This window comes from Kitasatospora sp. NPDC089797 (assembly GCF_040684795.1).
GTDB lineage: Bacteria > Actinomycetota > Actinomycetes > Streptomycetales > Streptomycetaceae > Kitasatospora.
Genome location: NZ_JBFBGS010000030.1, coordinates 105,148 through 124,693 on the forward strand (window position 1 = coordinate 105,148; position 19,546 = coordinate 124,693).

Sequence of the window (19,546 nt, forward strand, 5' to 3'; positions counted from 1 at the left end):
GCGCTACCCCGGCGCGGTGTCCCGCCCGTGCCGTCCGGGGTGCCGCGCGGCACGGGACCCGGCCCAGAGCGCGAAGCCGACCAGCGCCACGAAGCAGGGCACCATCAGCACCCCGTACACCACCAGGAAGCCGTCCGTGCCCAGGTCGGCGGCCGCGTTCCAGGTGCCGTGCAGCACCATCGCCAGCAGCAGCCCGGTCGGCGCGGCCAGCCGGGCCAGCCAGCGCCGCCCGGTGGTCAGGGCGACGGCCAGGCCGATCCCGGTGAGCGCGGTGAACAGCGGGTGGGCGAAGGGGGAGAGCAGGGCGCGCAGCACGAAGGTCTGCACGGTGCCGTCGAAGTCGCGCAGGCTGGGCGGGTCGCCCAGGCCGATGCTGTCCAGCCGGTTGCGCTGGTCGGTGGTGAAGGCCCGGCCCAGGTAGAGGGCGTTCTCGGTGAAGGCGAAGCCGCAGGCCGTCATCCCGCCGAGGACCATCCCGGCGGCCAGGGTGCGCGGCCGGGAACGGCGGTGCGGCGCGCCCGGGGCGGGCGGGGCCGGGCACAGGTACGGCAGCGGCCGCAGGTAGGGCCGCAGCCGCAGCCGGCCGCGGGCGTGCGGTCCGGCCGGGCGGCGCGGGTACGGCCGGGGGTGCCGGGGGGCGGGCGGCCCGTGCAGCAGCGGCGCGCAGGGGCGGCCGGAGCGGCGGCTGTGGCAGCGCAGCCGCCGGCCGAGCGGGAGGAGCAGCACCAGCAGGGCGGTGGCCTTGGCGCTCTCCTCGATCACCGGGGTGGCGACCCCGGTGCCGAGCAGTCCGCCGAGCGCGCCCCGGTGGGTGGTCAGGTAGTCGGCGGTCCAGTTGTTGGCGAGGATCGCGACGGTGGTGGCCGCGCAGGCGCCCCAGCCGAGACAGAACACGGTGTGCCGCAACGGCACCCGGGCGGTCAGGTTGAGCCAGGCCAGGCCGCCCAGCACGAAGGGCAGCGGCACCATCGCGAGGCCCAGCCCGACCAGCAGCCCGACGGTGCCGGTCTGCCGCTGGACCAGGTGCAGGATCAGCACCCCGCAGCAGACCAGGGTGAGCACGGCGGTCGCGGTGACCGAGGAGAGCGCCGTCGGGCGGCCGCGGCCGGGCCGCCGGTCCGTGGCGCCCGGCGCGGCGCGGGCGGCGGGCACGGGCGGTGGTGCGCCGCGCGGCCGGAGCAGCAGCCGGTCGGCCCGGCGCCTCCGGGGCCCCGGGATGGTCCGGGTGTCTCCGGTGCGCGGGACCGTTCCCGGTGCGTCGGCGGCACCGCGGAGGGTGGCCCGTCCCAGCCAGGCTCCCCGGCCGCCGCCGGACGGGCTGCCCATGCGGCTCAGGGTAGGCCACGGCGGCGGCCCGCCGGGAGGACTCGGGACGAACCGTCAGTACCCGGTCCGGCCGCGCGGCCGGAGCGCGGCGGCCCGTTCGAACGGGCCGCCGGGGGTCAGCGGCGGCGGAACAGCAGGTCGTGGACCACGTGGCCCTTGGCGATGCCGGCCCGCTCGAACTTGGTGACCGGCCGCCAGTCCGGCCGGGGCGCGTAGCCGGGGATGCTGCCGTCCGGGTGGTCCGCGGGCTCCAGCCAGCCGGTCCCGTCACCCTCCGGGTGCAGGTTCTCCAGCTCGGGCGAGGCGGACAGCACGGCCAGCATCTGCTCGGCGTAGTGCTCCCAGTCGGTCGCGCAGTGCACCAGGGCGCCCGGGGCGAGCCGGGGCAGCACCAGGTCGAGGAAGGCGGGCTGGATCAGCCGGCGCTTGTGGTGCTTGGGCTTCGGCCACGGGTCGGCGAAGTAGACCCGCAGACCGGCCAGCGAGGCGTCCGGCAGCATGTCGCGCAGCAGGATGACGGCGTCGCCGGCGGCCAGCCGGACGTTCTGCGAGCCGTCGCGCTCCAGCATGCCGAGCAGGTTGCCGTGGCCGGGGGTGTGCACGTCGGCGGCCAGGATGCCCGTCGAGGGGTCGGCGGCGGCCATCGCGGCGGTGGTCTCGCCCATGCCGAAGCCGATCTCCAGGGTGACCGGCCGGCCGCCGAACAGCTCCCGCAGGTCGAGCGGGGTGCCGTCGATCGGGACGCCGTAGGTCTCCCAGCTCCGGTCCAGGGCGCCCGCCTGGGCGTTGGTCATCCGGCCGCGGCGCGGCTGGAAGCTGCGGATGCGCTGCTCCCGGTGCTGTTCCTCGGTGGCCTTGTGCGGGTACATCGGCGCGGGGTAGGCGGCCGGCGCCGCGGACAGCCGGGCGGACGGCGATTGCTGGGGGATCGGGGCGGTGGCAGTCACAATCACCCGATTCTACGGGGCCGCGCCGGGCACCCGCAGGGGTGTGTGACGGGGCTCATCCGGCCCGGTGGCCGGGTCGGACGGCGGGGGGACCGCCGGGCCCTGCCGCGATCCCCGCCCGATCCCCGCCCGGTTCGGCCGCCGGGGGCTCACCCGCCGGCCTCCAGCGCGGCCAGGGCCCGGCGGGCCACCTCGCGGCCGATCGGCAGCGAGGCCGTCGCGGCGGGGGAGGGGGCGTTCAGCACGTGCACGGTGCGGCGGGGGGAGCGCGGGTCCCCGGGGTCGAAGCCCGCGAAGGCGAAGTCGTCCAGCAGCGAGCCGTCCCGGGCGACCGCCTGGGCCCGCACCCCGGCGGTGGCCGGCACCAGGTCGGCGGCGGTCACGGCGGGCAGCAGCCGCTGGACGGCGGTGGTGAACGCCCGCTTGGACAGTGAGCGGTGCAACTCGCCGACCTCGTACCGCCAGTGCCGGCGCAGGATCCGCCAGGTGCCGGGGAAGGCCAGGGTGCCGGCCAGGTCGCGCGGGCGGACGGTGCGCCAGTCGTACCCCTCGCGGGCCAGCGCGGGCACCGCGTTCGGGCCGACGTGGACGTCCCCGTGGATGCCCCGGGTGAGGTGCACGCCGAGGAAGGGGAAGGCCGGGTCGGGCACCGGGTAGACCAGGCCGCGCACCAAGTCCCGCCGCTGCTCGGCCAGTTCGTAGTACTCGCCGCGGAACGGCACGATCTGCACCCCCGGGTCGTCCCCGGCCAGCCGGGCGATCCGGTCGCTGTGCAGCCCGGCGCAGTTCACCAGCACCCGGCAGCGCAGCTCGCCGGCGGCGGTGCCGACCGTCACCCCGTCCCGGCGCCGGGCGACCGTCCGCACCTCGGTGCCCGGCCGCAGTTCGGCGCCGGCCTCCCGGGCCAGCCGGGCGTACGTGGTGGCGACCGCCGGGAAGTCGCAGATGCCGGTGGTGCCGACGTGCAGCCCGGCCCGACCGACGACCTCCGGCTCGTAGCGCGCGATCCCGGCCCGGTCCAGCTCGGCGACCGGGATGCCGTTCGCCCGGCCGCGCTCGGCCAGTGCCGCCAGCCGGGGCAGTTCGGCGTCGGCCGTGGCGACGATCAGCTTGCCGGTGACCTCGTGCGGGATGCCGTGCTCGCGGCAGAACGCCACCAGCTCGGCGGCGCCCTCGACGGCGAACCGGGCCTTGTAGGAGCCGGGGCGGTAGTACACGCCGCTGTGGATCACCCCGCTGTTGCGCCCGGTCTGGTGGGCGGCGAAGCCGTTCTCCTTCTCCAGCACGGCCACCCGCAGCCCGGCCCGCGCCCCGGTCAGGGCATGGGCCGTGGCCAGTCCGACGATCCCGCCACCGACCACGACCACATCGAATGCGTCGCCCGTCACCCTGCGCTCCTCATCCGTCGCCCGCCCCCTGCGGCCGATGGTGCCACGGGAGTTGGCGCTCGGCGCCGGTTTCGCACACGTTCTGCCGGTGGCCGGCGATTGCCGGCCACCGCGGTCCGGGCGGTGCCCTGCCCGTGCGGCGGTCGGCCCGTGCGCGGTCGGCCCGTCAAGGCTCCGCTGCGCGGGCGGGTGCTCCGCCGCCGGTCGCCGGCCGGGCGGGCACGGGGACGTGACGGTGGACGTGAGCGTGAGCGTGCGTGTGGATGTGGACGGGTGCGGACGTGGACGCGCCGGGGTGGGCGGCAGTGTCCTGCCGCCCACCCCGGTTGCGGGGCGGAGCCGTTCCCCCGGTGGCTCCTCCTCGGTGCGGCCGCTGACGGCCGCGCGCCGGGCCCCCGACCCGGTGCGCGGCCGCCGTCCCCCCCGGACCGGCCGCTCGGTGGTGTGCCGTCCCCCCGGTCGGCACACGGGGCTTCAGACCTCCCAGGGCCAGCCGGCGTCGGACCCGGCCTCCAGGAGCGGGATCAGCCGGAAGGCCGCGTCGCCGAGGCCACCGAAGGTGTGCCGGTTGGCGACGCCGCTGGGGCCGTGGCCGGTGGCGTAGCCGGCCAGGTTCCAGGTGTAGACGGGCACGTGGGCCGGGACGGCGGCGAGCGCGTCGCCCTCGTTCCGGTAGCCGGAACCGGGCTGCTCGTCGGTGACGATCACCACCCGGTCGTGGCCCCGGTAGTGCGAGCGGACCGCCTGGGCGGTGTTGGTGCCACCGAGGTTGGAGAAACGTTCCAGCACTCGCAGCACCGCCTCCCCGGGGCCGACCTCGATCACTCGGCTGCTGGAGCCGAACTCCACCAGGTCCGCCGAGGCCGCGCGGACCTTCAGCGCGGTGCCGAAGATCGCCGCCGAGTCCGCCCGGTTGAGCTCGGTCTGCGCACCGGGCCGGTCGAACATCGAGCCGGAGCGGTCGACCAGGATCAGCGTCCGACCGGGCAGCTCGGGCACGTTGGCGAGCGAGTGGCCGAGCGCGGTCTCCAGCGCGTGCCCCCACCGCAGCGAGGGCGCGTGCCGGTACGCGGCCAGGTAGCGGAACGGGAACTGGCGCGAACGCCGTACCTCGCCCCGGTCGGAGACCCGCCGGGCCACCTCGGCCGCGACCTCGTCCGACACGCCGGCCCGGTCGAAGTTGCGCAGGTTCCGGACCAGCGCCATCGAACCCATCGAGGGGATCACCGCCGCCCAGGCCGCCGCGTCCATCGGCCCCTGCAACCAGCCCGCCAGCGCCTCCCAGGTCAGCCCGGCGGCGGCCAGCCGCTGCGCGCCGTCCGGTGCCGTCACGGCCGCCCGGCGCTCCGCCACGGGCAGCGCGAGCAGCTCGCGGTTGGCGGTCAGCATCCCGTCGACGACGGGCGGGACGGCCTCCTCCGGCCGGTGCCGACGGTCCAGCGCGTACCCGAACAACGCGCCCTGCCAGGGCTTGGCCGGGTCCGGAGCCGGGTGGGTCAACTCCAGGACGTCACCGAAGCGGTAGCCCTTGCCCGCGGTGTCGTACTTGAGCAGCGCGCGGGCGTCGTACAGCCGCCGCACCGCGTCCGCGACACCGCGCTTCAGCGGCTTGGGCAGTGCCCGGCCGTAGCGCGACGTCCAGTACGCGAGCAGCTCGCCGGGCTCGTCGGCGCGCCGCAGCACGGCGTCGACGGCCTGCCGGGAGTGCCCGTGGGCGCCGGCGTCCAGCCGGGCCCGGGTGAACTCGGCGGCGCCGACCAGCGCGGCGGTGCGCATCTGGGCGCCGTACCGCAGCCAGCGCAGCAGCCCGAGGGTCCACTCCGGGTCGGTGACGGCGAGTTCGCGCACCAGTGCGGTGTAGCGGTCGTCGCGGGCGCCGCCGCGCTCGTAGAAGGTGTCCTGGCCGACCATGTTGGCCACGGCCAGCAGGAACAGCTCGGACCTGGCGTCCCGGACGAAACCGGTGCCGCCGTTGTGGTTGGCCGTGCGCTGCCCGGTGGTGGTCACCGGTGACGTCGGAGTCGCCTTGGCCTTGCGGATGTTGAACCTGGACATGCTGCAGCCCCCCTCGGCGTGCGTGGTCGTTCACGGGAGGGAGGCATGCTGCGGCCGGGGTGCCCGAGATCGTGCCGGTCGTCGTGCGACGACCGGCGGCGGCGGAGGTGTATATGCCTTGTGCTCTACCGGATTGAGCTAGCGGCCGCACTCGCGCACGGCACGCCCGGGATTTGAACCCGGAACCGCAAGATCCGAAGTAACCCCCGCCTGCGCACCGGGCACTCCGAAGCGCAGCTGCCTCCCGAGATCAGGATGGGCGGCGGTGTTTCGCGGGCTCGAACCGCTACGCCGGAATACCGGCGTCTACCAGAAGTAACCGCTGCCTTCGCACCGGGAGGTGCGGAATTCTATTCACGTGTAGGTGTCCAGAGATCGAGGACGGCTGAGGTGACGAAGCTGCTCTAGGCCACTGAGCTACACCGGCCTGAAAGCCGATGACGGGATTCGAACCCGCGACCTGCCCATTAGGAGTGGAAGTAACCTCTGCCTGCGCACCTGGACGAGAGAGACCTTATCCAGGTCCCTCTCGCGGGTGCATCCCCATTTATCGCCGGGTTGTCGGTCGGGTTGTCGGCCGGGCCCGGGGGCTCACGCCGGAGCGACGATCACGGCCCGCGCCCGCTCCGTCAGCTCCCGTACCCGGCGCTCGCCCTGGAACGGCTCCAGGCGCCGCAGCATCTCCACCACGTACTCCCGGCTGCGCTGCGAGGAGATCCGGCCGGCCACCTCGACGGCGCGCTCGCCCGCGGCGACCGCGGCGTCCAGGTCGCCGGCCTCCGCCTCGGCCATCGCCGAGACCACCAGCCGCAGGCCGTGCGAGCGGACGAAGCCCTCGGTGGGCTTGGCCAGTGCCTCGCGGGTGAACTGTCGGACCTTGGCGGGCACGCCGAGGTCGCGGAAGCACTCGGCGGCGTCGGCGGCCAGCCGGTCGTAGGCGTAGAAGTCGATCCACGCCGGATCGGGATCCCCGGCGCGCGCCCGTTCCAGTGCGCTCTCCGCCGCGCCGAGCGCTGTCGCGCACGCCGCCGCGTTGCGGGCCTTGGCCTGGGCCCGCGCCTCGACCAGGTGGAAGAAGCTCATGGTCCGGGCGGTGGCCAGGCTGCGGTTGCGCTCCAGCGCGGCCTGGGCGAGGTCGACGGCCTCCTCGGCGAAGCCCCGGTAGCCGGCCTGGAGGCTCATCGAGGCCAGCACGTACCCGCCGAGCGGGACGTCGGCGGCGGCCCGGGCGAGCCGCAGGGCCTGGATGTAGTACCGCTGGGCGGCCTCGTGCTGCCCGGTGTCGAAGGCCATCCACCCGGCCAGTCGGGTCAGTTCGGCGGTCGCGCCGAACAGCGCCCGGCCCACCGCGTCGCTGTACGAGGCCAGCAGCAGCGGCGCCGCCTCCACCCGCAGGCACTCCGGCACCATCGACGAACGCCAGTCCCCGCCACCGTACTTGGAGTCCCAGCGGCGGGCCTCCTGGGCGGCCTCGCGGAGCTTGACGGCGTCCGAGTGGCCGACCCGGTAGGAGGAGTTCTCGCTCGGGGAGCGGGGCACCTCGCGGGCCACCGAGCCGTCCGCCGGGTTGATCAGCCAGCGGGAGACCGGGGTCGCGTAGGCGGCGACCGAGAAGGTGCCGGCCAGGCTGTCGCTCCAGCGGCCGCCGCCCGGCCCGCGGCGCAGGTCGAGGTCGACCCGGAACAGGTCGGTGGCGGAGCGCACCGCGTCGGCGACCTCGCGCGGGAAGGCCAGGCCGAGTTCGGGCGCCGGGTCGGTGTCGCCGAGGCCGATCTCCTCCAGCGGGACGGGCCGGCCGAGCTTGCCGCCGATCGCGGTGGCGATCAGGTGCGGGACGGGCCCCTGCGGCACCATGCCCTTGCTGACCCAGCGGGCCACCGAGGTCTTGTCGTAGCGCAGGGTCAGTCCGCGCTGGGCGCCCAGGTCGTTGACCCGGCGGGCCAGTCCGGCGTTGCTGATCTGGGCGAGGGTCAGGAGCGTGCCGAGCCGTTCGTTCGGTCCTCGTGGGCTGACGGTCATGGTGGCGGCGGCACCTCCTGCGGCCTTGTGCGCGGGGCCCGGGCGGCACCGGGCCGTAGCTGCTGTACCTAGAGTAGTCGGACGCGTTCCGACGGTTAAGAGGCCGCATTCCGGATGGCGGGATCGCGCACCCGGCGCCGTCGCGCGGGCCCGTCGCCGGGATTGGTCCGGACCACCCGGAGTGGATCGGGCGTGCCGCGCGCCGGAGCGTCGTGCTCCGGTCCCGTGTTCACGTGCGCCCGGCCGTGCCCCCTGGCCCGACCGGCTGGTCGGCGATTCGCTGGTGGTCGTGGGTCGGCCCGCCGTCGAGGACCCGGCGGGCCGGGGGATGCCGCCGCCTCAATCCCCGCGGGCGGCGGTTGAGTCCGGGAGGGCATGCGGATGCCCTCCCGGACCGGGTGACGCCTTTCGGCCATCTCGCGATGCCCATGTCAAGGGCGCCACCCCGGGCGGTCCGGGCCACGGAGGGGGAGGCCCGGCCCGCCGCACCCACCCCCGACCCGGCGTCCGCGGACCCGGGGCGGACCGGGGGGCGGATCCGCGGCGGAACCGGAACGGAACCGACAACACCCGCCCCGGCAGGGCCCGGTGGTGGCACGATGTCTCCTGACGGCGCGCCCGGACGGGGCACGCCCGGACGCGCGCGCACCGCCCCGGCACCCCACCCGGCCGCCCGCCCGACCCCGGACGCGCCGCACGAGTGCAGGTCCTCGTCCGGTGGAGGCGCGATGCGGTGGCTGACGGGCTGGAGCACGGGCACGCCCCGGGCGGGCACGCCCGTGCACGAGGCCCTCGCCACGGTCGCGCCGATCGCCGCGCGCCCCCTGTGGACCGGCCCCGACCCGCTCTGGGCGGTGGGCGACTGGCGGCCCGAGGAGATCCGCCTGGCCACCCTCCGCCCCGGCGCCCGCGCGACCGTCAGCACCGGCCCCACCGACCCCGACCCGGTCGTGGACACCCCCGCCACCATCCGGCTCGCCGTCCTCGGCCACTGCGGAGCCACCGACGCCGAACTCGCCGCCGGCCTCGCCGCCGCCCGCGGCGGCGCCGTCCGCCACCTCACCGCCTGGCCCGGCAGCTACACCGTCGTGCTGCGCACCGGCACCCGCTCCACCCTGCTGCTCACCGACCTCGCCGGCGCCCAGCCGGTCTTCCACACCCCCTGGGCCGGCGGCACCGCGTACGCCACCGCCGCCCTCCCGCTCGCCGACCTGGTCGGCGCCGCGCTGGACACCGGCCACCTCGCCGCCCGGCTCGCCTGCCCCGAGTCCCCCGAGGCGCTCGGCACCGGCACGCCGTACCTGGGCGTCCAGCGGGTGCCGCCCGGGCACGTGCTGGCCGTCCGCGGCGGCCGCCCGTACCTCGACGCCTACGACGAACCGACCGGCGCCGAACAGCCGCGCGACGAGGCGCCCGCCGTCCGCGAACTCACCCGCGCGCTGCTGGAGTCGGTCCGCTCCCGGGTCCGCACCCCCGCGCCGGCCGGCGACCCGGCGGGGCGGGCGCGGCTCGGCGTCGACCTCTCGTACGGCACCGCCTCCGCGACCGTCGCCCTGCTGGCCGCCGCCGTGCCGTTGCCGGCCCCGGCCCAGACCCCGGCGGCCGGGGGCCCGGCGGCGCTCGCGATCGAGGCCGGCACCGGCCCGGGGCCCGGATCCGGGCCCGGACGGAGGGCCGCGGGCGGGGCCAGGAGCGGCGCGGTCAAGGGCTCCTGGGCCCGGGGCACCGCCCAGGAGCCCACCGCCCCCGAGCAGTTGGCCGCCGTCACGCTCGGCGAGACCGAACCGCCCACCACCCTCGCGCTCGCCCCCGACACCCCGCGGCTGCGGCACACCGTGCTCGCCCCCGGCCCCGACACCCTCCCGTACGCCGTCCTGCGCGCCGACCCGCAGGCCGGCCCGCTCACCGACGAGCCCGGCCCCGAACTCGTCGCCGCCGCCCGGGCCGGGGCCCGCTTCGCCGCCGGCGGCACCGACCACCTCACCGGCTACGGCGCCCGACAGGTCCTGGACGGCCACCCGGCCCGGCTCGCCGACCTCATCCGGGCCGGCCGGCCGCGCGAACTGCTGCCCCCGGTCGCGGCGTTGGCCGGCGCCGACCGGGCCGTCGCGGGCGTGCTGGCCGGCGCGCTGCGCACCCCGCTCACCGTGGTCCGGGCCGCCCACCGGCTCTCCCGGGTCCGCTACGCCGAGGCGCTGGACGAGGCCGCCGCCAAGCTGACCGCCCGGCACGTCCCGGACGGCGCGGGCACGGCCGGCGACCGCTCGGCCGTGGACCTCGCCTGGTGCGTCCCCGGCCCGGCGGCCCGCTGGCTCTCCGACGACGCGCTCTCCTCGGTGGCCCTGCGGCTGCGGCTGGCGGCGCGCAGACCGGCGCCCGGGGAGCACCCCGGCGCGCACCGCGCCCGGCACGCCCTCCACCGCCACGCACGCTCCTACCGCACGCTCGTGCACGCCGCCGAACGGCCCGGCCAGCGGCTGCACGCGCCCTTCCTCGACAACCAGGTGGTGCGCGCCGCCCGGCTGCTCCCCGACGACGTCCGCCTCCAACCCGGTGCCCGGCACGCCCTCCTGCACGCCGTCCTCACCGGCGCCGGCCGCACCGACCTGCCCCCCGACTGGGGCCGCGGCCCCCGCCCCGACCGCACCGCCCCGACCCGGGCCGGCCTGCGGCTCGCCGCCGACGGCCTCGCCGAGCTGTTCGACGCCCCGCTCCTGGCCGAGGCGGGCCTGATCGACCTCCCCGCCGTCCGCGCCGACCTCGCGGCCCCGCTCTCCCCGACCGCCCTCGCCGGCCTGGCCGAGCTGGTCTCCACCGAACTCTGGCTCCGCCGCATCCGCGCCCGCCGCCACGGCGCCTGCTGGACCGGCCTCCCCCACCCCCGGCCCCCGGCGCTCACCCCCTGAGGCCGTCGGCGGCACCCTGCCCGCCGGCCCGCCCGGCGCGGCTCGGCCGGGGGATCCGACCGGGCGGGCGATGATGGCGGGGCTGTGAGTCCGCGGTGAGGAGCGTGTGCGGTGGCCGGAGTGAGCCCGGGGCAGGAGGTTCCCGTGGTGCTGTCGGTGCTGGGGCGGCCGCCGACGGGGCGGCCGCCCGGAGTGCTGGCGGCCTGCGACGGGTCGGACGGCTCGCTGTGGGCGCTGGACCGGGCGATGACGGAGGCGGAGCTGTTCGGGCTGCCGCTGTACGTGCTGGCCGTGGTGAACCCCGCGCCGGCCGGCTACCCGCCGGGGATGGCGGAGCTGGTCCAGGAGAGCGTGGAGACGCTGGTGGAGAGCATGGCGGACGGGCTGCGCCGGGCGGTGGCGACGGTGTTGCGGCAGCGGGTCCGGCCGTACGCGGGGGAGCTGTCGCTGCACGTGGTGCTGGGCAACGTCATCGAGGTGCTGCTGGAGGCCTCCACCCGGCAGCACACGCTGGTGGTCGGCACCCGGGGCAACGGGGGCTTCGCCCGGCTGCTGCTGGGCTCGGTGAGTTCGGCGGCGGTGCACCACGCGGCGTGCCCGGTGCTGGTGGTCCCGGCGCCCGCGGACGCCTGATCCCGCCCGGCACCGCCCGCCCCGACGATGCCGGACGATGCCGGAGGTTGTCGGGAATGTACCGAGATGGTTCATCGTTCACCTATCTCGTACACCTCCCACGAGACGCCCCTGGAGCCCCCGCACATGAAGGTCGAGATCTGGTCCGACATCGCCTGCCCCTGGTGCTACATCGGTAAGCGCCGCTTCGAGCAGGCCCTGGCGGAGTTCCCGGGCAAGGAGGCCGTCGAGGTCGTCTACCGCCCGTACCAGCTGGTGCCGGACGCGCCCGCGACGGCGAGCCCGCACCGCGCCTGGCTGGCCGAGCGCTACGGCCCGCAGTCGGTCGCGATGGACGCCCGGGTCGCCGAGCTGGGCCTCGCCGAGGGCATCACGTACGACTTCGACGCCGCCCTGCACGCCAACACCTTCCTGGGCCACCGCCTGCTGCACCTCGCCGAGACCGAGTACGGCGCCGAGGCGCAGGGCCGGGTCAAGGAGGCGCTGCTGAAGGCGCACTTCACCGACGGCGTGGACGTCGGTGACCGCGCCGCGCTGACCGACGTCGCCGTGGCGGCCGGGCTGGACCGCGAGCGGGTGGCCGCCTACCTGGCGGGCGACGAGGGCACCGCCGAGGTCCGCGCCCAGCTGGCCGAGGCCCGTGAGCTGGGCATCTCCGCCGTACCGACCTTCGTGTTCGAGGGCAAGTGGGCGGTCCAGGGCGGGCAGGACGCCGAGACCTTCGGCAAGGTGCTGGAGCAGGTGGCCGCCGAGATCGGCGAGCGCCGTCCGGCCCCGCTGCCGGTCGCCCCGGCCGGCGAGGCCTGTGCGGACGGCTCCTGCGCGATCTGACGGTTCCTGCGCGATCTGACGCCGGGCGCACCGCGGCCGACACCGTCGAAGCCGCCGGTGGCGCACGTCGGGGCCCGCTCCTCCCGGAGGAGCGGGCCCCGACGCGCACTACCCGGACGTCACGAGCACCTGAACCGCGCCTGCGCCCAGTCCGAGACGTTCAGCACCGACCAGACCCCGTTCGCCGGCGTGACCACCAGACGGATCGACTTCTGTCCGGCCAGCGGTACGTGCACCGGCACCGCGTCGTCCCCGGCGGCGAGCGCCGGGGAGCGCCACAGGGTGCTGCCGTCGCCGCCCTGGACGGTGAAGACCACCCCGCCGGGGGTGAGCGTGGCGTCGTCGACCCCGGCGACCGCGTCGAAGGACGTGCAGCTGCGGTTGAGGTCGATCAGCGTGGTGGCCGGGGCGTGCACGGTGATGGCGTGCGGTCGGTACTCGCCGGCGATCCAGCCGCCGGAGCGTTGCGAGAACCGGTCGCTGCCCTTCTGCCGGATGCTCGGGCCGTCCGGCGGCACCCGGTTGTTGCCGGGCTTGGTCACGGGCAGCGAGTCGCCCCAGAAGTCCGTGGGCGCGGGCGGGGTGGGCGGGACGACGGTCGGCGTCGGCACCGGCGGCACGGTCGGGGTCCGGGTCGGGACGACCGGTGGTTCCGGGGTCGGCACCGGTGGCGGTTCCGGGGCCGGCGAGGTCGCCGCCTCGCTGGTCGGACTGCTGACCGGCGGCTCGCTCCGCGGGGCCCGGGTGGCCGCCGGGGGCTCGCTGGGCCTGGCGGTGGGCTGCCGGCTCGGGGTGGCGCTCGGGCTGACGGCCGGTTCCGGGGCGGCACTGCTCGGCGCGGGCGTCGGCGCCGGCGGGGCCGGGGCGGGCGGCGCGGGCACCGCCGGGGCGGGGGAGACGGGCGCCGCGGTGGCCGGGGGAGCGGCCGCCGGGGGCTTCGCCTCGGGCGAGCCGGTGAGCGCGTACGCGGCCACGGCGGCGGCCGCGACCGCCACGGCGGCGGCGATCCCGGCCTTGGCGGCGGTGCCGAGGCCCTCCCCGGCGGCGGCACCTGCCGTGCTGCCGCCGGAGGCACCCGAAGCGCCGGCCGCACCCGCCGCACCGGCCGTGCCGGAGGCGGTCCCCGAGGACCCGGCGGCGGCCGCAGCCGCGCCGCCCGCTGCGGCCGCACCGCCGACGGCGGCGGCACCGCCCACGGCGGCCGCAGCGGCGCTGAAGCCGCCGACGCCGACCCAGACCAGCACGCCGCCGGGCAGCAGCGCGCGCAGGCCGGTGTTGATCTCGGTGAGTTCCAGGCAGGCCGCGGTGCAGCGGTCGCACTCCCTGAGGTGCCGTCCGACCTCGGCCGAGGCGCGCTTGCGCAGCGAGCCGCGGGCGTACGCGCCGAGCCGGTTGGCGTAGGCCTCGCAGGCGCTGTCCTGGCTGCCGGAGACGTGCGCCTGGAGGAAGCCGGCGGCGAGCCGGTCGCGGGCCCGGTGGGCCTGGACGGCGGTGGCGTTGGCGGTCTTGCCGAGCAGCACGGCGACGGTCTTCGGCGACTCCTGCTCGACCTCGGTGTGCCAGAGCACCACCCGGTCGTCCTCGGGCAGTTCGGCGTAGGCCTGCATCACCATGCGCTGGTCGGCCATCGCCATCGCCCAGGCGTCGGCGCCCGGGTCGGCCAGGTCGAGGTCGACCACGGCGGCCGAGCTCTGGGCGAACACGCCGAAGTCGTCGACGAGTTGTTCACGCCGTTCGCTGCGGGTCCAGGCGGCGGCGACGTTGCGCACGGCGGTCAGCAGATAGGCGCGGACGGCGAACTCGGGGCCCTTGCCGGCCTTGAGCGCCTGGAGGGTGCGGGCGAAGACCTCGCCCGCCAGGTCCTCGGCGGTGAAGCTGTCCCGGCAGCAGGTGCGCGCGTAACGGCGCACCGAGTCGGCGTGCCGGAGGTAGATCTCCTCGTACGCGGTGTCGTCGCCGGCCCGCACCCGGGCGGTCAACTCGGCGTCGGAGGCGGGGCGGTCGCCGTCGACCGGGTCGGCGGGGGCGGGCACGGTGGGGCGGGCCCGGCGGCGGTCACCGGCGAAGGGCTCGCCGACGAACGCCTCGGGGGCGACGCCGCCGCGGCCGGCCGGGGCCTGGCCGGGCACCCGCCCGGGCGGGAGCCCGGCGGCGGAGGCGGACAGCGACTCGCGGCTGGGCATGCCGGCCTGGTCCGGGACGTGTCCGGTGGGCGAACCGCCTGCGGTGCCCGGAACTTGGCCGGCACCGTGGGCGTCGTCGACGCCGCCGATACCACCGGCGCCCGCGGCGGGCCCTTCGGCGGTGCTACCGGAGAAGCCCCCGACGTCGCGCCCGTACCCGTAGTCGTTCTGTTCCTCGGCGCTCACAACGGACCCCAGATTCCACGACAGCCCCCGTAGTGTGGCAGGGCGCGCGGGAGTGCGTAGGCGCACGGTTCCCCGGCATACGGCGCCGACGGCGCGCGAAGGGCGCGCATCGGGACATTGGCTCCAACCACGGGCAAAGGATGGCATAGCGCAGGGACGGGCGGTAGCCGGACCGGCCGGTACCCACCCTTCCGAGGGGGCGTCGCGGAGGTGTTCGCCCAGCGTGCGGCGGTGGGTCGCACGGCTCCCGCACCCGGCGCGCGCGCCCTGCCCGCGCGCCGGTCCCTCCTCCAACTCCGCTGCCCGCCGGGCGCGTCGACCGTGCCTGTCCGACGCCTCCGGCACCGCCCTCCGGCGCCCCCGGTGCCGCCCCCGGCGCACCGGAGCCGGCCCGAACGGGCGTCAGCGCGACCGCAGGCCGTCCAGCAGTATCTGCAGCAGCCGGTCCGACGGCCCGGAGACCGCCTGCCCGTCCGGCTGCGGACCAACCGCCGTGAAACCGGCCGTCGGCGGCGCCGAGACCGAGGGCCGGCCCGCGTGCACCGGCACCGACGCGGTCAGCACCAGCACCACGTCCGACACCGTCACGCCCGGCCGCAGCTCGCCCGCCGCGCCGGCCCGCGCCACCAGCGCGGCCAACAGCTGCAGCAGCAGCCGCGGATCGGCGTCCGCCGTCGAGGGCTCGACCGGCGCACCGGCCCGGGCCTCCTCACCGCGCAGGTCGAAGCGGACGGCCGCCGGGGCCTCCGCCGCCCGCTGCTCGGGCACCCGGCCCAACTCCTCCGCGTACCGGAACGCCTCCGGCGGCAGCAGCCGCCCGGCCCCGGTGCCGACCGCCCGGGCCAGGTACCCGGCCAGGGCGTCCCAGGCGCCGTCGCCGCCGTACAGCGACTCCCGCGCCTGCGCGGTCAGCCAGGCCACCTCCTCGGCGGCGATCCGCTGGACCAGCACCTCCTTGCTCGGGAACCGCCGGTAGACCGTGCCGACCCCGACCCCGGCCCGGCGCGCGACCTCCTCCATCGGAGCGCCGTAGCCGAACTCGCCGAACACCTCCCGGGCCGCGCGCAGCACGCTCTCCAGGTTCCGCCGCGCGTCCACCCGCAGCCGGGCGCCGGGCACCGGCGCGCTGGTCTGCGGAGGGTCCGTCCGGTACGGGACGGCCGCGTACGACATCCCCGCCTGCGGCAGGTCCACCGGGCCGCGCTGCTCCGGCACCATGCCCTGTCCGGCGTGCGGTGCTCCCGCCCGCCCCAACACCTGCTTCTGCTCCATCATCCCAACTCTCCCCCGCAGGCGTCCGAAACCGGACCCTGTCGTCGCCCGCCCCTGCACCCCCCGGTGCAGCTCAGCCCGTCAGAAATGACCAGATGACCCATTGCTCGTGCCGCCCGTCCCGTTCCGGTGACCACGGTCTTGCCGCCGGGCCGCCTTCACGTCCGGCTCGGCGCGTCGGCACCGTCCGGGGCCTCGTCCGGGAACTACCCTTCCCCGGATGACTCTCCCCCAGTCGGGATCTCGCGCCAACGCTGGAACTGGCCGTAGTGGCAGCTCCACGGTGCGTCGCCGCCGGTTGTCATGGCGGTGGCCGCTCCGGCACACAATCCGACCATAGTTCACGGCTCTTCGCGGCCGAAAGTGCGTCAGAAAGTCGCCCAGCAAGCACAACTGGTCACGGCCGCCCCTTCCGTGGCAACCAGCCCCGTACGGACTGTGGACAAGACCACCTCCGCCGGTCCTTCATAGGGGGGCGCGACGGGGGGATACCCCCGGCCGCGCGGCCGGGACGAAACGTCACATCGGCAGGAGGTGCGCCATCAGGATCCTGATCGTCGGAGGCGGCTGCGCCGGGACCGCCGCCGCGCTCGACCTCCAGCGCGGCCTGCGGGAGCAGCTGCGGCGCGGGGAGGTCGAGATCACCGTGGTCGAACCCCGGGCCTACTTCACCTACCACCCGCTGCTGGCCGAGGTCGCGGCTGGCTCGATCGACCCCCGGCACGTGGTCGTCCCGCTGCGCCGGGCCCTGCCGGACTGCCGGGTGCTCACCGCCCGGGTCACCCGGATCGAACACGCCACCCGGCGTGCCCTGGCCGACGCCGCGGGCCCGGGCGAGGGCCCGGCGCCGCTCGAACTCCCCTATGACGTCCTGGTGGTGGCCCCCGGCTCGGGACCCCGCAGCGCCCCGGTGCCGGGCCTGGCGGAGCACGGACTCGGCTTCTCCACCGTCGCCGACGCGGTGCACCTGCGCAACCACGTCCTGGAACAGCTCGACCTGGCCTCCGCCACCCGCGATCCCGCCCTGCGGCAGTCCGCGCTCACCTTCGTCTTCGTCGGCGCCGGCTACGCGGGCGTCGGCGCGCTCGCCGAGCTGGAGGACATGGTCCGCACCGCCGTGCGGGGCTACCACAACATCCGGGTGGAGGACCTGCGCTGGGTGCTGGTGGAGGCCACCGACCGGATCCTCGCCGGGGAGTCGCCCGAGCTCGCCGAGCACACCCTCGGCCAACTGCGCGAGCGCGGTGTCGACATCCGGCTGCGCACCACCCTGGAGTCCGCGGTCGGCGGCGTCGCCGCGCTCTCCGACGGCAGCCGCTTCGGCGCCCGCACCCTGGTCTGGACGGCGGGGGTCCGGCCCGCACCGATGCTGCGCGACACCGATCTGCCGCTGGACACCCTGGGCCGGGTCCGCTGTCTGGCCACCCTCCAGGCCGTCGGCCCGGACGGGCGCGCGCTGCCCGGTGTCTGGGCGGTCGGCGACTGCGCGGCCGTCCCCGATCCGGAGGCGGGGGGCGCCCCGTGCGCCCCCAACGCCCAGCACGCCTTCGCCCAGGCCGAGCTGCTGGCCCGCAACCTCGCGGTGGCCCTGGCCGACGGGCCGCACGCGCCGGGGCTCGCCGCGTACCGCCCCGGGCCCGCCGTCTGCTCGACCTCGCTGGGCCTGCACCGGGCGGTGGCCCACACCCGGCGCGGCGGCCGGCTCACCGGACGGCGGGCGTGGTGGCTGCACCGGGCGCGGCACCTGCGACGGCTGCCGAGCACGGAGCGCCGGGTGCGGGTGCTGATGGACTGGGTGCTGGGCGGCGTGTTCTCCCGCGAGGTGGTCTCGCTGGGAGCGGTGGAGCGCCCGCGTGCGCGCTTCGGGGAGGGGTTCGACGCCGGGCCGGGAGCTCCCCGGTGAACGCCGTCGCCACCCCCGGCCGACGACCGGTCCGGAGACCCCTCCGGGGGCCGGTCCGCCGGCCGATCCGACGGCCACGCCGGGCGGGCGACTTCCGGAACGGGCCCTCCGCCTGACAGGATCAGCCCGAACTGGTCATTACCCCGTGTGCTGATACGCACACAAAAAGTGATGATATGCCTGGAAACCGAGGAAGCGGCCGTCGTTTGAACCTCATGCGCTGGAGCGCCCGGCTCACCGGAGTCCCCTGGCGTGCCGCCCCGCCCAACGGGGCCGGCACCGACGAGGGCACGCCCGCCGTCGACGGCGTCGTCGTGCCCGGCCCCCGGGACCCCAGCAGCCCCGCGGCCACCGCAGAACTCCTCGACCCGCACAAACCCCAGAACCTGCGCGAGGTCCTCAACCGGATCCCCGCCCCGGTCGCCGTCACCTACGGCCCGCTCCACCAGCTCGGCTACGCCAACCGCGCCTACCGCGAGCTCTTCGGCGACCGCCCCACCGGACTGCCGGCGGGCGAGGCCCTCCCCGAACTCGGCACCATGGGCGTCCTGCCCCTGATGGACCAGGTCATCCGCGGCGGTCGCCCCCGCAGCGTCAAGGCCCGCTGCATCCTGGGCCTCACCGGCAACCGCTACTACAACGTCTCCTGCGTCCCGCTCGGATCCGGCGACACCGGCGACACCCCTGCCGAGGGCCCGCCCGCCGGTGTGCTGATCTTCGCCGCCGAGGTCACCGACCAGGTGCTCGCCGCGGCCCGCCTGCGCGAAGCCGAACGCCGGCAGCGCGAGGCCGCCGTCACCCTCCAGCGCAGCCTGCTCCCGCAGAAGCTCGACCAGCCGGCCGGCCTCCGGGTCGCCGCCACCTACCAGCCGGGCGGCGCCGAGGCCGCGGTCGGCGGCGACTGGTACGACGTCATCGGCATCGCCGGCGGCCGCACCGCCCTCGTCATCGGCGACGTCATGGGTCGGGGCCTGCGGGCCGCGGCCGTGATGGGCCAGCTGCGCACCGCCGTCCGCGCCTACGCCCGCATCGACCTCCCGCCGCACGAGGTGATGCGCCTCCTCGACGGCCTCGCCATGGAGATCGACGCCAACCAGATCGCCACCTGCACCTACGCCGTCTGGGACCCGGAGCGCCGCACCCTCTCCTACGCCTCGGCCGGGCACCTCCCGATACTGCTGCGCTGCCCCGACGGAACCATCCTGCGCAGCGAGGAGCAGAACGGCCCCCCGCTCGGCACCGGCGGCGGGCTGCACGTCTCCCACACCCTGCGCCTGCTGCCCGGCACCACCGGCGTCCTCTATACGGACGGCCTGGTCGAGCGCCGAGACGAGGACATCGACCAGGGGCTCGACCTGCTGGCCCGCACCCTCACCGGCGCGATCGGCGCCCCCGAGGTGATCTGCGCCCGGCTGCTGCGGGCGATGGGCGTGACCTCGGAGCACGACGACGACGTCGCCGTCCTGGCCTTCCAGCTGCCCGTGGCGGAGGAGGCCGAGAATTCACTTGCGGGGCTTGACTCGGTGAGCCCACAGGTCTAGTGTTCTTCGAGCTGCCTGGCAGGGAGCACCGGACACGCTTCACAGCGCGGACGGTCCCGGGGCAGCCAATCCCTTGAAACACCACTTCTCGGTTCGCGCCGGGCTGTGTTCGCGTTTTTCGCGCGTTCCGGCCGGGGGCTTATTTGGCATGTGCGTTTTATCGGATTGCGGCTGGATTCGCTTTTCGGAGCGGGGATCGGCTACAGTTTGGAACGTCGGACGGGGCGTCAAGCCGCAGACGACACCAGCGAGTTGGATGACGAAGCCCCGGAAAACGGAGCGGAAAACATCTGGTAAGCTGGAAACACGAAAGAACGAAGCGCCCGGAGGGCCCGCTGGAAGGCGGTCCGAAGGAA

Annotated in this window: 11 protein-coding genes, 1 tRNA gene and 1 pseudogene; 5 read left to right on the plus strand and 8 right to left on the minus strand. The window is 76.3% G+C overall.

Annotated elements, in window-relative coordinates; all coding sequences use genetic code 11:
* Positions 1–3 precede the first annotated feature (3 nt).
* From AB0O91_RS24615 to AB0O91_RS24640, 6 genes are all read right to left on the minus strand, one after another.
* A complete protein-coding gene (locus tag AB0O91_RS24615; RefSeq protein ID WP_363436762.1) occupies positions 4–1,326 on the minus strand; it encodes a PrsW family intramembrane metalloprotease in 1,323 nt (440 codons plus the stop codon).
* A 116-nt stretch (positions 1,327–1,442) separates the two neighbouring features.
* Complete coding sequence (trmB, locus tag AB0O91_RS24620) at positions 1,443–2,273, minus strand: tRNA (guanosine(46)-N7)-methyltransferase TrmB (protein WP_363436765.1); 831 nt, start codon at positions 2,271–2,273, stop codon at positions 1,443–1,445.
* A gap of 149 nt (positions 2,274–2,422) precedes the next feature.
* The gene (gene lhgO / locus AB0O91_RS24625; protein ID WP_363436768.1) at positions 2,423–3,661 is read right to left on the minus strand and encodes an L-2-hydroxyglutarate oxidase; all 1,239 of its coding nucleotides are present in this window, start codon (positions 3,659–3,661) and stop codon (positions 2,423–2,425) included.
* 474 nt (positions 3,662–4,135) lie between these two features.
* Positions 4,136–5,716 carry a TROVE domain-containing protein gene (locus AB0O91_RS24630; protein WP_363436771.1) on the minus strand — a complete coding sequence of 527 codons (1,581 nt, stop codon included), beginning with the start codon at positions 5,714–5,716 and terminating at the stop codon, positions 4,136–4,138.
* A gap of 435 nt (positions 5,717–6,151) precedes the next feature.
* Positions 6,152–6,215 (minus strand) — tRNA-OTHER (locus AB0O91_RS24635).
* Positions 6,216–6,307: 92 nt separating this feature from the next.
* Complete coding sequence (locus AB0O91_RS24640; RefSeq protein WP_363436774.1) at positions 6,308–7,735, minus strand: MFS transporter; 1,428 nt, start codon at positions 7,733–7,735, stop codon at positions 6,308–6,310.
* A gap of 728 nt (positions 7,736–8,463) precedes the next feature.
* Between AB0O91_RS24640 and AB0O91_RS24645 the strand changes: the two genes are divergently transcribed.
* The 3 genes from AB0O91_RS24645 (at position 8,464) to AB0O91_RS24655 (ending at position 12,105) form a co-directional block, all read left to right on the plus strand.
* Positions 8,464–10,641, plus strand: a complete 2,178-nt coding sequence (locus AB0O91_RS24645; RefSeq protein ID WP_363436777.1) for an asparagine synthase-related protein — start codon at positions 8,464–8,466, stop codon at positions 10,639–10,641.
* A gap of 111 nt (positions 10,642–10,752) precedes the next feature.
* The gene (locus tag AB0O91_RS24650; RefSeq protein WP_363436780.1) at positions 10,753–11,274 is read left to right on the plus strand and encodes a universal stress protein; all 522 of its coding nucleotides are present in this window, start codon (positions 10,753–10,755) and stop codon (positions 11,272–11,274) included.
* 126 nt (positions 11,275–11,400) lie between these two features.
* Positions 11,401–12,105, plus strand: coding sequence for a DsbA family oxidoreductase (locus tag AB0O91_RS24655; RefSeq protein ID WP_363436783.1), 705 nt, complete (start codon positions 11,401–11,403; stop codon positions 12,103–12,105).
* Between the two features lie 119 nt (positions 12,106–12,224).
* Here AB0O91_RS24655 and AB0O91_RS24660 read toward each other — a convergent pair whose 3' ends face one another.
* Positions 12,225–14,474, minus strand: a complete 2,250-nt coding sequence (locus AB0O91_RS24660; protein WP_363436786.1) for a sigma-70 family RNA polymerase sigma factor — start codon at positions 14,472–14,474, stop codon at positions 12,225–12,227.
* A 402-nt stretch (positions 14,475–14,876) separates the two neighbouring features.
* Positions 14,877–15,749, minus strand: a complete 873-nt coding sequence (locus AB0O91_RS24665) for a helix-turn-helix domain-containing protein (protein WP_363436789.1) — start codon at positions 15,747–15,749, stop codon at positions 14,877–14,879.
* A gap of 550 nt (positions 15,750–16,299) precedes the next feature.
* Here AB0O91_RS24665 and AB0O91_RS24670 point away from each other — a divergent pair.
* Positions 16,300–17,649, plus strand: a complete 1,350-nt coding sequence (locus AB0O91_RS24670; protein ID WP_363436803.1) for an FAD-dependent oxidoreductase — start codon at positions 16,300–16,302, stop codon at positions 17,647–17,649.
* Between the two features lie 206 nt (positions 17,650–17,855).
* A pseudogene (locus AB0O91_RS24675) lies at positions 17,856–19,115 on the plus strand (SpoIIE family protein phosphatase); the annotation flags it as partial.
* Between the last annotated feature and the right edge of the window lie 431 nt (positions 19,116–19,546).

Bases quoted from the DNA above. Each gene is read 5' to 3' on its own strand.
- AB0O91_RS24615 (WP_363436762.1), bottom strand. From the start codon at position 1,326: ATGGGCAGCCCGTCCGGCGGCGGCCGGGGAGCCTGGCTGGGACGGGCC.
- AB0O91_RS24630 (WP_363436771.1), bottom strand. From the start codon at position 5,716: ATGTCCAGGTTCAACATCCGCAAGGCCAAGGCGACTCCGACGTCACCG.
- AB0O91_RS24665 (WP_363436789.1), bottom strand. From the start codon at position 15,749: ATGATGGAGCAGAAGCAGGTGTTGGGGCGGGCGGGAGCACCGCACGCC.
- AB0O91_RS24645 (WP_363436777.1), top strand. From the start codon at position 8,464: ATGCGGTGGCTGACGGGCTGGAGCACGGGCACGCCCCGGGCGGGCACG.
- AB0O91_RS24655 (WP_363436783.1), top strand. From the start codon at position 11,401: ATGAAGGTCGAGATCTGGTCCGACATCGCCTGCCCCTGGTGCTACATC.
- AB0O91_RS24640 (WP_363436774.1), bottom strand. From the start codon at position 7,735: ATGACCGTCAGCCCACGAGGACCGAACGAACGGCTCGGCACGCTCCTG.